Source organism: Imbroritus primus (genome assembly GCF_964332355.1).
GTDB lineage: Bacteria > Pseudomonadota > Gammaproteobacteria > Burkholderiales > Burkholderiaceae > Imbroritus > Imbroritus primus.
The window spans coordinates 1,217,248-1,231,007 of the sequence record NZ_OZ201293.1; the positions used below are offsets into that span (position 1 = coordinate 1,217,248).

Annotated in this window: 7 protein-coding genes and 1 pseudogene; all 8 read left to right on the forward strand. The window is 63.3% G+C overall.

Annotation, left to right across the window (positions count from 1 at the left end):
* Positions 1-350 precede the first annotated feature (350 nt).
* The 8 genes and pseudogenes from ACQ3C8_RS05630 (at position 351) to ACQ3C8_RS05665 (ending at position 13,679) form a co-directional block, all read left to right on the forward strand.
* A complete protein-coding gene (locus ACQ3C8_RS05630) occupies positions 351-3,200 on the forward strand; it encodes a bifunctional glycoside hydrolase 114/ polysaccharide deacetylase family protein (protein WP_428852769.1) in 2,850 nt (949 codons plus the stop codon).
* The gene (locus ACQ3C8_RS05635; RefSeq protein ID WP_428852770.1) at positions 3,181-7,017 is read left to right on the forward strand and encodes a tetratricopeptide repeat protein; all 3,837 of its coding nucleotides are present in this window, start codon (positions 3,181-3,183) and stop codon (positions 7,015-7,017) included. Before ACQ3C8_RS05630 ends, ACQ3C8_RS05635 begins: the two co-directional genes overlap by 20 nt.
* Positions 7,018-7,045: 28 nt before the next feature.
* Positions 7,046-7,585 (forward strand): penicillin-binding protein activator LpoB, encoded by a 540-nt coding sequence (locus ACQ3C8_RS05640; RefSeq protein WP_428852771.1) that lies wholly within the window; start codon positions 7,046-7,048, stop codon positions 7,583-7,585.
* Between the two features lie 8 nt (positions 7,586-7,593).
* Positions 7,594-9,017 (forward strand): annotated as a pseudogene (locus tag ACQ3C8_RS05645) (PelD GGDEF domain-containing protein).
* Positions 9,010-9,996 (forward strand): tetratricopeptide repeat protein, encoded by a 987-nt coding sequence (locus tag ACQ3C8_RS05650; protein WP_009522357.1) that lies wholly within the window; start codon positions 9,010-9,012, stop codon positions 9,994-9,996. Before ACQ3C8_RS05645 ends, ACQ3C8_RS05650 begins: the two are co-directional and overlap by 8 nt.
* A complete protein-coding gene (gene pelF / locus ACQ3C8_RS05655; RefSeq protein WP_428852772.1) occupies positions 9,993-11,579 on the forward strand; it encodes a GT4 family glycosyltransferase PelF in 1,587 nt (528 codons plus the stop codon). Before ACQ3C8_RS05650 ends, pelF begins: the two co-directional genes overlap by 4 nt.
* Complete coding sequence (gene pelG, locus ACQ3C8_RS05660; RefSeq protein WP_428852773.1) at positions 11,579-12,949, forward strand: exopolysaccharide Pel transporter PelG; 1,371 nt, start codon at positions 11,579-11,581, stop codon at positions 12,947-12,949. Before pelF ends, pelG begins: the two co-directional genes overlap by 1 nt.
* A 382-nt stretch (positions 12,950-13,331) precedes the next feature.
* A complete protein-coding gene (locus ACQ3C8_RS05665; protein ID WP_009522360.1) occupies positions 13,332-13,679 on the forward strand; it encodes a KGG domain-containing protein in 348 nt (115 codons plus the stop codon).
* Positions 13,680-13,760 lie beyond the last annotated feature (81 nt).

The following is a 13,760-nucleotide window of genomic DNA, read 5'->3' on the forward strand; positions in this document are numbered from 1 at the left end:
TCGGCGGCAGGCCTGCCTGGCAAGCATTTCCCACTGTAGTGACTTGATTTTGCAATGTCTTACAAGGCATACTGCCCGGGAACCAAGAATTTTCTGATTTCGGATGGTGGTTGCGGGTTCATGCGGCTGCCGTTCACATATTTTCACCTATATAGGTGATAGACAACCGATTATCAGAAAGCGCGCTGTTTCCATAAGTCAAAAATCAAACCGCTCCGCGATGCCCATGCGCATTGGAGGAGAGGGCGGAACACGGTAGTTTCTGCTGGATTTGGAGGACGCCAGCCAGCAGACCTGAAACACTGTGCTCCGTTTGCAAAAAACGAAGAATAAGCTGCCAGGGAGAGGGTATGCCACGGATACGGGGGGGCCTGTGGGCTCGATGCCGACTGTGTGCGTGCATCGTTGCGTTGACCGCATCGGTGTTCGGCGTGGGGTATGTTGCAAGATCGCAAGCACAGGCGCCAGCAGCGCCAGGGGCGCCCACGACGGCGCAGCAGCCTAGCATCGCCTTTTACTATGGCGCCAAGCCTCCTGTGGCAGAGCTCCAGGCTTTCGACATGGTGGTGGTGGAGCCGGACAGCGGTTTCGATCCTACCCAGCACGCCTTGGCCAGCACGCAGTGGCTGAGCTACGTCAGCCTCGGTGAAGTCCTGCCGTCGCGCAGCTACTTCAAGTCCATCCCCCAGTCCTGGCTGATCGGCGGCAACACCGCCTGGAACTCGCACGTGGTCGATCAGGCTGCGCCCGAGTGGCCAGCCTTCTATGTGGACCAGGTCATCACGCCGCTGTGGCAACGCGGCTTCCGTGGCTTCTTCCTGGATACGCTCGATTCCTACCAGCTCGTCGCCAAGTCGGATGATGACCGCCGCAAGCAGGAGGCCGGGATGGTCGCGGTCATTCGCGCCATCAAGGCCAAGTATCCGGAGGCCAGGCTGGTACTGAACCGCGGCTTCGAGATCCTGCCGCAGGTCCACACGCTGGTGCAGGCCGTGGCCTTCGAGTCGCTGTTCCGCGGCTGGGACCAGGGTGGCAACCGTTTCACCGAGGTTTCGGCGAGCGATCGTGACTGGCTGCTCGGCCAGGCGCGCACCATCCGCGAATCCTATCGCCTGCCTGTGATCTCCATCGACTACTGCCCGCCGGCCGACCGGGCCTGCGCGCGCAATACGGCAGCCCAGATCAAGGCGCTTGGCATCATCCCGTACGTTGCGGATCCGGCTTTGTCCCAGGTGGGCATTGGCCAGATCGAGGTCATGCCGCGGCGGATCCTGATGGTGATCGACACACCGTCCGATATCTCGCTCGATGATTCATCCGCCAATCGCATCGGCGCAATGCCGCTCAACTACCTGGGTTACAGCGTTGAATACGCGCATGTATCGCAGCAGTTGCCCGAAGGCGTGCTGAACGACCGCTACGCCGGTATCGTGGTCTGGCTCAACAACAGCATCGTACCGAACCAGGCACGCTATGCGCAGTGGATCCGCCAGCAGATGGATAACGGCATCCGTGTCGCGTTCATGGGACGCTTCGGCATGTCGGTGGATGGCGCGATGGGGCAGGCCCTGGGCCTCGATGCCGTACGTGGCCGGGCAACGCGCGAGCTCGAGATCGTATCGCGCGACCCGATGATCGGTTTTGAGACGCAGCCCATGCCGGACCGGCGCGAAGCCGTGAGCGTGCGCGTGCGCGACGATGCTCGTTCTTTGCTGCGCCTGCGCGCCGGCCAGTATGAGGTGGACGCTGCCGCGATCACCCGCTGGGGTGGATACGTGCTCGCACCGTTCGTGGTGATGACCATGGACGACGTCAACCAGAACCGCTGGGTCGTGCAGCCGCTCGACTTCCTGCGTCAGGCGCTGGCGCTGCAGCCCATGCCGGTGCCCGATGTCACCACCGAGAACGGCCGCCGCCTGATGCTGTCGCACATCGATGGCGATGGTTTTGCCTCCCGTGCAGAATTCCCGGGTGCGCAGTATGGTGCCGACGCGCTCCTCAAGGACATTCTCGAACGTTACCGCGTGCCGACCACCTGGTCGGTCATCGAGGGCGAGATCGCGGCGACCGGCATGTATCCGCAGCTGGCGCCGGTACTCGAGCCGCTCGCCCGCAAGATCTATGCGTTGCCGTACGTGGAGGTAGCGAGCCACACCTTCTCGCACCCGTATGACTGGGCGCGGACGCTGGAGAAAGAGAAGGACAGGAGCACGGCTGGCTATGACAGTTTCCATCTCGAGATTCCTGGCTATTCCATGGATCTCGATCGCGAAATCACCGGCACGCGCGATTACATCAACCAGAACCTGATTCCGCCGGGCAAGAAGGTCAAGGTGCTGCTATGGAGCGGCGATTGCCAGCCGCCTGCCGAGGCTGTGCGCAAGGCCTATGCTGCCGGCATGCTCAATATGAATGGTGGCGATACGCTGATCTCGCGCAGCAATCCGAGCTGGACCGCCATCGCTCCGATCGGCCTGAACAAGGGCGAGGGCGCCTTCCAGGTGTTCGCGCCGCACCAGAACGAGAACATCTACACCAACGAGTGGAGCGGCCCGTACTATGGTTTCGAGCGCGTGATCGAAACCTTCGAGATGACGGACAAGCCGATCCGCTTCAAGCCGCTCAACATCTACTACCACACCTATTCGGGCACCAAGGCAGCTTCGATGCGTGCGCTGCGCAAGGTGTACGACTATGCGATGTCGCAGCCGGTGATGCCGATCTACGCTTCCGACTACATTCGCAAGGCGCTCGATTTCCAGACGTTTGCCGTGGCGCGTGATGGTGACACATGGATCGTACGTGGGGCCGGTGATCTGCGTACCGTGCGTGTACCGGGCCAGGCTACGCCTCAGCTCGCGGGCTCGCAAGGCGTCGTTGGTTTCTCGACGGCCAACGGCGGGCAGGGTACCTATGTCCACCTCGACGGCGGCACCGCGCGTTTCCGCGTGGGCAGCAATACGCCAGCGCAACCGTATATCGCGGAAGCCAGTGGCGTGACGCGCAACCTCGTGCGCACGGGCAACAGCATGCGTTTCGATTTTCGTGGTGATTACAAGCCCTTCTTCCGGGTCGCGGGCGGTTCGCAATGCCGCGTAACCGTCGACGGCGTGGCACAGCGTGGCACACGTGTCGAAGTCGCGGCTTCCGAGCAATCTTCCCAGACTTTCAGGCGAGTACATGTTGACTGCGCGGAATAAGCGGACGCGGCTGCTGCCGCCGTGGATGATCGGCATCTTCGGAGCGCTGATCGGTGTAGGTCTGGCGTTGGCGTTTCCGCGTGAAACGCTCCAGCAGCGCCTGCTCAAGCAAGAAGGCGGCGTCAATGGCCTGAGTATTGCCTATCTCGAGGCATGGCTGCAGATCGTTCCGGACGATCCCGAGTTCCTGGCGATCCTGGCCCAGCAGTATGTCAGTATCGGCCGTCTCGACGATGCCGAAGCGCTGATCCGCCACATGCGTGCCATGCCGCAGCCGGTGGTGCGTCGTGGCGCCTTGCTGGCGCAGATCGGCATTGCCGAGCAGCGTGCCTACGCCATCGAACCCGACGCACCCCAACGCGCAGCGGCGCTCAATACAGTGCGCAGCCTGATGCGCGAGACCGCCAACAAGGACTGGAGCGTGGGCGAGCTGGAAGGCCTGGCGACACGCGCCCGGGCGCTTGGCCTCGGCGACCTGGCCCTGGGTTTCTACAAGCAGCTGGTCCAGACCGACACGGCGCGCGCCGAGATGTGGCAGAAAACCGTGGGCGAGATGGCCCTCGGTACTGGCGACTACCGGTCCGCCGCGCAAGCCATGTTCGCGCAGCAGGCCGCTGCCGATACGCTGCCGCTGCGTCGTCGCTATTTCATCGATGGACTGCGCGTGCTGCAATCCGGCAACATGCTGGACGAAGCCATGCGGCAGGCCGAAGCCCGCCTGGGCGATCTGCGCAATGATGCGGAAACGCTACGCTTCCTCACGCGCCTTGCCATGTCAGCCAATCGACCGGATCTGGCCGAGCGCTATGCGCGCCGCCTGCTGTCGATCGGCGCCCAACCGCAGATTTCCTCACGCGGCCAGACCCCGCTTGAGCAGCGCGGTTTCGTCTTCCTCGATGGCCCGCGCGGACTGGCCATGCGTGAAGCCATGGGGCAGCACGGCGTGCGCCATGTCCAGGCTGGAGCGGGCGATGTGCTGGCCCCCGGCAAGAGCTTCAACCAGGAAGACTACGAGCTCGCCTATAACGTCTTCATCGGCAACGGCAAGCCGGTTGATGCCCGCCGCATCGCCGAGGCAGCCGTGCGTTACCAGCCAAACTCCCTCGTCTGGCGCGAACGGCTTGCGCAGACGGCGGAGTGGAGCGGTTCGCCGGGGCAGGCGCTGGAACAATGGTTGTGGCTGGCCGAGCACGGCGGTGGCACCAAGGCCTGGCAGGCGGTGCTACGTCTGGCGCCGGGGCTGAACGACGACCGCGCCTACCTGGCTGCCCTGCGGCATCGTGTGCGCACGGAACGGGGTAATCTCGAACTGGTGGATCAGATTTCCAGCGCCTATGAACGTCTTGGCGAACCCGAGGCTGCACTGGCCTTTCTCAAGGAATCTGCCACCGGTCCGCGCCGCCGCGAAGTGCTCGAGCGCTACGGCGAGCTGGCAGAGCGTGCCGGCAAGGACGATATTGCCATCCAGACCTATCGCGATCTGGCGAAGGAGCCCGGTAGCGGCACTGTCGCCGCCACCCGCTTGTCGCGGATGCTCTATATCCGTGGCGATCTCAAGGGTGCCACCGACGTGCTGGTGCAGGTGCGTAACCGGGCAACGGCCACGGACGAAGAATACTGGCGCCAGCTTGCCCGCATGGCCACCCTGACACGCCGCGAAGCGCTCGCGCGCGAGGCCTACGGCAAGCTGGCCGAAACGGGCAAGGCCAATGCCAAGGAACTCGGTGAGATGGCCAACCTCTATGCCGACCGGCCGCTGGATGCAGGTCGGGTCGCGGAGCAGAGCTACCGCATGAGCGGTGACATGTTCATGCTCCAGCAGGCGCTGATGTACTACAACCAGGCACGCGCCTACGGCCGCATCGAGGCACTGTTCGCTTCCATGACGCCAGAGCAGCGAGCCGCCGCCGAAAAATCGCCCCTGGTGCTCGTGCAACGGGCGGAATACTTGCGTGCCACCGGCCAGCGCAGCGCGGCACTGGCTGACCTGACCGCGGCCAACGCGCTGGATGCCGCCGGCACGGATGCACGGGCTGCCCTGCTGTGGATGCTCGTCGACCAGGGCAAGACCGAAGACCTGAAGGCAGCGATGAAGAACTGGGCCGCCGATGCCGAGGACGACCCTGATCTGTGGGGCCCCTACGGTGCTGCCTACCTGCGTCTGAACGATGGTCGCCGTGCCTTCCACTACCTGCGCAAGAATGCCGCGCAACGCAGCCAGGACCCGTTGTGGATGCTGGCCTATGCCGATGCCGCCGAGATGGTTGGATACGTGGATGTTGCATGGGCCGTGCGCCGCAAGGTGTGGCTCGACATGCGCGCTGCCGGCATTCCGCAGGGCGTGCTCGATCCACGCTCAAACAAGGTTGCCAGCCAGAGCCTGGGTGGTGCCTCGGAAGCCGAGGATGCCGATATCCGCGAACAGCTGCGCGCGCAGAGCGTGACGCTGGCCCAGGTGTTCGAGTCCGGTGACCTGTCGCGGCGCATCCTGATTGAGTTCCTGCGCGCTGACCGCGCTGCGGGCGACAAGTCGGCCAGTGCCCAGGAAGGCGCGCAGACCGAGCGTTACTCGCAGACCGCACGCGAGGTCGCCCTGTCGTGGGCCATGTCGCGCGAGCAGAACGAACTGGGACGTGCCTGGCTGGCGCGCCACTATGCCGAAACCCTTGATCGCCCGGCGTATGCCGACCTGGCGATTGCGCTGGGGGACCGCGACCGCCCGGCCGTGGAGAAGATCCTCGACGAACTGCCGGACCGCCTGCCGCTGACGACCCGTATCGATGCCAATCGCTATGTTGATCGCCTCGGTGAAGCGCAGCGCCTGGCCTTCAATGGGCTCGATACCGCGCCGGACAGCGAGGAGATGCATCAACGCCTGCGCGAAAGCATGCTGGTCAATGCCCAGGCCTTGTCCATCGGTACGACTTTCTCGCGCCAGCGTCCGCTGGCCTTTACCGAGACGGTAGTGGGGGCGGGCGTGCGCCTGTCGGACCGCTTCACGCTCGGCGCACGCTACGGCTATCGCCAGCAGCGCAGCACGGATGGGCAGAACCTCGTCAACGTGCCGTCGGCTGACCACAATCTCGAGGCCGTGCTTGGTTATCGCATCAATGCCGTGAACTGGCAGCTCGCTGCGGGTCGCCGCATGGGTGTCGAGGATGTGACCACGGGTCGTTTCGATATTGCGTGGAATCCGGAGATTCCCGTCAGCTTCACTGGTTTCGTGGGCGTCAACCAGGCGGCCACCGAGAACGCCTACCTGCGGGTCGGCGGCGTGAAGGACGTGGCTGGCATCGGCGCCAACTGGCGCGTCTCGACGCGCGATTACCTGGCGGCGCGGGTCGAAGGCAACCGCTTCTTCGGCCAGGACCGGACGTCCATCGGCCACGGCACGATCTTCGAACTCGAGGCAGGGCATCGCTTCCGCATCGAGTACCCCGATTACACGGTGCGCGCAGTCGTCACGCGCGGTAACTACAGCAGCAAGCAGGATGCCGGCCGCGTGCTGCGCAGCCTGACGCCGGATCCCAATGCCGTGGCGTCTGACTTCATGCCGCGCAGCTTCACGCAGGCCGGCCTGCTGTTCAGTTTTGGCACCGAACACCTGGATGAATACTCGCGCGGCCTGCGTCCCTTCCTGGAAGCCGGCCTGCTGCGTGACAGCCGCGAAGGGTGGGGTACACGCGTCCAGCTCGGCGTGGGCGGCAGCGTACTCGGCAACGATCACGCCTCCGTCTATTACGCACGCGAAGGCGTGACGCGTGGCGGCGGCGCACCTTTGAATGAATTTGGCATTCGCTATCGATGGCTGTATTAAGCCGGCAACTTGACTGAAGGAGCATCAGATGAAAACGACAATGAGCGGGTTGCTGCGTCGCATGGCGATAGTAGCGATGGGGTTGGCACTGGCGGCATGCGCAAGCGTGTCGAGCACCGGCGCGCCGACGATTGCAGCGACGGATACGATCGCCGTGCTGCCGATCGTGAACTACACCGAGACGCCGCAGGCCGGGCTGCGCGCCGAGGCCATCGCCGAGAGCCTGCTCAAGGCTGGCGGCATCAGCAATACCAAGCGCTATCCGGCAACCGTCAGCCAGGAAACACTGTTTGAGCCGGCCGAGCGCCAGGCCGTGACGCGTGCGCTGGAATGGGCACGTACCGAACGCGCACGCTATGCGTTGACGGGTTCGGTGCAGGAATGGCGCTACAAGGTCGGTGTCGACGGTGAACCGGCCGTGGGCGTGACACTGCAACTGCTGGACGTGCAGACGGGCAATGTCGTCTGGACCGCGACTGGCAATCGCACCGGTTGGAGCCGTTCATCGGTGTCTGGCGTTGCCCAGTCGCTGCTGCAGCAGATGCTGTCGCCGCTGACCCGCGGTTGAGTGCACGGATGAAACCCGCAGAACCCATCGGATCCACAAGGAAGTCGACATGACGGATTCCACCACAATCGATGATAGTAACCAGCGCGCCAAGTCTGTCGTCCTGGGCAGTGCGGCAGGGCGCTGGATCGCTCCGGCTGCGACCGGCTGGCGGGCGGTTGGCGAAACCGTCCTGATCATGGTGGTGGCCCTGGCCATCGGCTCGGTGCTGGTGCCGGATAATCCGCTGCTGTTCAATACGGGGTTCCCGTGGGCATGGCTGTTGCCGCTCGTGATCGCGCTGCGCTATGGCTCGCTCATGGGCGCGCTTGGCGCCGCCGTGCTGCTGGGCGGGTGGTATGTGTTCTATGGCATGGGCGCAGCACCGCAGCCGTTCCCGACCCGTTTTTTCCTCGGCGGACTGCTGTTCGTGATGGTGGCGGGGCAGTTTGGCGATATCTGGAGCGCCCGGCTGGCACGGGCGAACGAGATTAACGGCTATCTTGGCGACCGTCTCGCGGCGCTCACCAAGAATCATTTCCTGCTGCGCCTGTCCCACGACCGCCTGGAAAACGACTTGCTGGCGCGGCCGACGACGCTGCGCGATACGCTGACGCAACTGCGTCGCGTGGCGCTGAACGACCACAGCCAGTCCACGCTACCCGGCGCCGAAGCCTTCCTCAAGCTGGCGGCGCAAGCCTGCCAGCTCGAAGTGGCCGCGTTGTTCGAGGTCAAGGACCAGCAGCCCGCGACCGAAGCCTTGGTCTCGCTGGGCGGCAAGGTAACGCTCGACCCCCGCGATCCCCTGGTGGAGTATTGCCTCGCCACGCGTACGCTGGCCCATGTCCGCGTGCCGGAGCTGCGCGACATGACGGGCACGCGCTATCTCGCGGTGGCGCCCGTGCTCAGCGGTGAGCAGGAATTGATCGGCATGGTGGCTATCGAACAGATGCCGTTCCTGTCCGTCAGCCACGAAAACCTGCAGTTCCTGATGGTGCTGCTTGGCTACTATGCCGACGGCGTGCGTCATGCGGATGCAACGCGTGCCATCCTCGAGACGCTGCCAGAGTGCCCGTACGATTTTGCGCTCGACTACAGCCGGCTGGCGCGCATGCAGCGCGATACCGGCATCGAATCGACCGTGGTGGCGCTGGTGTTCGACATGGATGAGTCGCGCAATGCGCTGTACGAGCAGGTGCGCCGCAGCTCGCGCGCTCTGGATGTCACATGGGCAGCCCAGGGCACGACGCGCCGTGCCTTCCTGACGCTGATGCCATTCGCCGGCGAGAGTGCCCTGGCGGCCTATCTGGTGCGGATCGAGGACAGCCTCGAGGCGCAGTTCGGGGTCAACTTCGAAGCCGCCCATATTTCCTTCGAGAAGCTGACCGTCACCGCCGATCAACCAGGGGACGCGTTGCGGCGTTTGCTTGCGAGGTGCCATCTCGATGCTTAAATGGCTGCTCGGCGGAACGGTAGCGCAGGGTGCCGCGTTCGCCATGCTCTTCAGAACCGGCTCGGGGGCTGCGGACATCACCGCATTCCTCGCCCTGCAGATCGTGGCGGCGCTCCTGCTTGCCGCGGCGGCCTGGTGCATGCTGCCGAAAGCCTATCGCCAGCCATTTGCCTGGAGCTATGGCTACCTGGCACTGCTCTGTTTCCTGATCCCGGGCTTTGGCTGGCTGGTTTGCGCCGGCAGCCTGCTGGCTGCACGCGTGCTGCCGTCGCTCCGGAGTCGCGATGGCATTGCCCAGATCACGCTGCCGCAGTTCGTCACCCATCTGCTGACGCGTGTGCGACACGGCTCCGGTGGGCATCTGCGTGCCCAGCTCGGTAATGCCCAAGCCCCGATTTCCAAGCGCATGACGGCGTTGGTGGCGATGCAGTCTGTCCCGGCGCGCATGGCGACGCCGGTGCTGCGTAACCTGCTGGGTGATCCGGTCGACGACGTCCGCCTCCTGGCTTATGGCATGCTGGACCGAGCCGAGAAGGACCTGACGCGCAAGATCCTGCAGGAGCTTCCGCGCCTGGAAGCCGCCCATACCGACAGCGAACGCTATGCTGTTGCCAAGCGGCTGGCGGATCTTTACTGGGAACTGATCTACCAGGGCCTGGTGCAGGGCGATGTCTATGACTACACCGCCGAGCAGGTCGAGCGCTATGCCAGCATGGCATTGGATATCGAGCCAAACAACGCGGCGCTCTGGTACATGCGGGGCCGCCTGGCGGTCACGCGCCATCAGTTTGCAGATGCAGACCGCTATCTCGAACGTGCCGAGAAGCAGGGTTTCGCCCGCGAACGCCTGGTGCCGGCAATGGCCGAATCCGCGTTCTTGCAGCGTGACTTTTCCCGCGCAGCCAGCATCATGGGTTCGTTCTCCAGCCATTCGCCGCTGCCTTTGCTGAAACCTCTCCTGCGATACTGGAATTCATGAGCCCAACCTTGCCACGCGCCGAGTCGGCCGATATCGCCCTGTTGCTCGAAGGCACGTTCCCATACGTCAGCGGTGGGGTCTCGAGCTGGGTTGCCGACATGATCCGGGCGTTTCCCGAGTACCGCTTTGCCGTCGTCTTTATCGGTAGCCGGGCGGAAGATTACAAGGAAATGCTTTATGAGCTGCCATCCAATGTCGTGCACATGGAGCAGCACTATCTCTATGATTTTCCCGCGCCGCCGGCCGTGCATCGCAGCGCCGGCGACGAAGCCGCATTCGCGCATTCCGCGCGGCTTCACGAGTCGCTGCGCAATCCCGCCGCGCGCGGCGAATCGGGCCGCCTGATCCGCGAGAGCATTCCGCTGCTCAAGGAAACCGGCGCACTGAACGAGGAAGAATTCCTCTTCAGTCGCAAGGCGTGGGATTACATCACCGAGCAGTATCGCGAGCATTGCACCGACCCGTCGTTCACCGATTATTTCTGGTCGGTGCGGATCATGCACAAGCCGCTATGGCAACTGGTGAAGATTGCCGACAACCTGATCCCGGCGCGCATGTACCACACGGTGTCGACGGGGTACGCGGGCTTTCTCGGCGCCTTGCTGCGCCACCGCAATCGCCGTCCACTGCTCACGTCGGAGCATGGTATCTACACGAAGGAACGCAAGATCGACCTGTTCCAGAGCCAGTGGATCCGCGATAACCGTAATATCTTCGAGCGGGATATCTCGAATACCAGCTACTTCCGCGAGTTGTGGGTGCGCTTTTTCGAGACGCTTGGGCGTGTCTGCTATGACGCCAGCGAGGAAGTCATCGCCCTGTACGAAGGCAACCGCCAGCGCCAGGTACTTGACGGCGCGCTGGCCGAGCGCACGCGTTGCATTCCCAACGGCATCGACCTGGCGCGCCTGGCGCAGTTGCGCGAGCAGCGCGCCCCAGGTGTGCCACGTGTCGTATGTCTGATTGGCCGAGTGGTGCCAATCAAGGATATCAAGACCTTCATCCGTGCCATGCTGACGGTGACGCGCGAGTTCCCGGATGCGCAGTGCTGGATCGCCGGCCCCGAGAACGAGGATCCTGACTACGCGCAGGAATGCCGGAACCTTGCCAAGAGCCTGGGCATGGGCGAGAGCCTGCAGTTCCTGGGTTACCAGCAGATCCAGAATCTTCTGCCGAAGGTCGGCGTGCTGGTCCTGAGCTCGATCAGCGAGGCATTGCCGCTGGTAGTGCTGGAGGCGTTCGCGGCCGGCGTGCCGGTGGTGACCACCGATGTTGGCGCATGCCGCCAGCTGGTGTATGGCCTGGATGGCGACGACGCCGATATCGGCCGAGCCGGCGGGGTTGTGCGTATTGCCGATCCGGCCGCTTTGGCAGAGGAGGCGCTCAAACTCCTGCGCGATCCGCAATACTGGCAGGCTGCGCAGCAGGCGGGAATCCGCCGCGTCGAGCGCTACTACACGCATGACCGCATGGTGCAGAGCTATCGCGAAAGCTATAGCCGTTTGCTGGCCATGCCGGATCTGGCCGATGCGGATGGCGAGACGCCACCCGCCGTGTGTCCGATGGGCGGAGGGAAACGCTGATGGCTGGCATCGGTTTTGAATTGCGCAAGATGCTGCAGAAGGACACCCTGCTCGGGGTGATGAAGGCGTACACCTACGCCGGTATCATCAGTGCAGGTCCGTGGGTGCTGTCGATTCTCGGCATCCTCATGATCGGTGTGCTGAGCCTGCCGTTCGTGATTCCCACGACCCTCATTACACAATTCCAGGTCTCGGTGACAGCGCTCATCATGGGTAGCCTGATCATCACCGGTCCGTTGCAGCTGGTATTCACGCGCTTTGCAGCGGACCGCATCTTCGAGCGACAGGAAGAGCTGATCCTGCCCAATTACCACGGCGCGTCGCTCATCGCGACGGCTGTCTCGGGCTTGTTCGCACTGGTCGTCGCCGGCTTCTTCATGGCCGAGCAATCGTTGCTCTACCGCCTGCTGATGGTCGCCGGCTTCGTGGTGATGAGCAATGTGTGGATCGCGATCATCTTCATGTCGGGCATGAAGCAATATCTCGCGGTGGTCTGGATCTTCTTTGGCGGCTATGCGCTGACCGTGCTGCTGGCCTTGTGGCTGCGCAGGTACGGGCTGGAAGGATTGCTGTTCGGTTTCGTGGTCGGGCAACTCGTCCTGCTGGCGGCGACAACCACCATGATCTACCGTTCCTACACCAGTCGCGTGTTCATCTCCTTCGAGATGTTCAACCGGAAGAGCTTTTATTTCAGCCTGATGGCGGTCGGTCTCTTCTACAACCTCGGGGTGTGGATCGACAAGCTGATGTTCTGGTACAACCCGGCGACGGGCCAGCAGGTAATCGGTCCGCTGTATGCCTCGGTAATCTACGATATTCCCGTTTTCCTGGCCTACCTGGCAGTGATTCCGGGCATGGCCGTGTTTCTGGTGCGGATCGAAACCGACTTTGCCGAAGCCTACGACGGCTTTTTCACTGCGGTGCGGGAAGGCAACTCGCTGGAGCGGATCGAACTGCTGCGCAACCAGATGGTGAGCACCGTACGGACCGGCCTGTATGAAATCCTCAAGATCCAGGCCATTGCTGCGCTGGTGCTGTTCGCGGCCGGCGGGGCATTGCTGCGGCTGCTCGATATTTCCGAGCTGTATCTGCCGCTGCTGTATGTGGACGTGATCGGGGCCAGCCTGCAGGTGTTGCTGCTGGGCGTCCTCAACATCTTCTTCTATCTTGACCAGCGGCGCGCGGTGTTCGGTCTTTCCCTGGCATTCGTGGTGCTCAACGGCTTCCTGACCTGGGCAACGCTGCAGCTTGGTCCCGCGTGGTATGGCTACGGTTTTGCCGTGGCGCTGTTGATCGTGGTGATGGTGGCCGTCTATGTGCTGGATCGCAAGCTTGAATCGCTGGAATACGATACTTTCATGCTGCAATAGCACTGCCATAGGCCGCGCTGACGGCATACATCCGATTTTGTCCTACATTGCCTGCAACGGCCCGGAATTGTCCCCGGGCCGTTTTTTTTGCCTGGAACACTCACAACCCTTTGTTATACAAGGCGTTCGGCGCGAACCTCCCCAACGGTGGGCGCTCTACGGCAGAACTCGCACGGGCACCTGTCCGACAGCCTTTTCAGTCATTGTCTGACAGGACGGACGCGGCAGAGCCAATAGTATGAAACCACGCTTCCGAGATCGCAGGGAGCAGATTCCAGTGCCGGATACCGTTGCAGGACGGGTGACAGGCGATGCCCCGGCGGCTTCGCTTGTGGACCGGAATCGGCGCTTCATTCATCGACAACCTTGAAAGGGCGAGCTTATGAGCAATACCAGCCAGAATCCGATGCAGACTCCTTCCCGACCGTCGTCCAACCGGGGCTTTGCCGCGATGGACAGGGCGCGCCAGCGCGCCATCGCTTCTGCCGGTGGACGTGCAGCGCATGCCAAGGGCACGGCACATGAATTTACGTCCGACGAGGCGCGTGATGCGGGCCGCAAAGGTGGCGAGGCCGTGAGCCAGAATCGCGAGCATATGGCTGCGATCGGCCGCATCGGCGGGCGTAACAGCCATGGCAGCAGCCGTTCGCGCACCACGCAGTCGGTGCGCGCGGAAGCGGGCGGCGGTGCGCCTTCGAGCGCGCCAATGGACCGCGAAAACAATCTGTGAACCCGGCATGGCGGCGGCCCGGGGGCCGTCGCCATGTCGATACGCCACGCCAGCTGCTTGTTCAGGGCTGGCGTGGCGTTT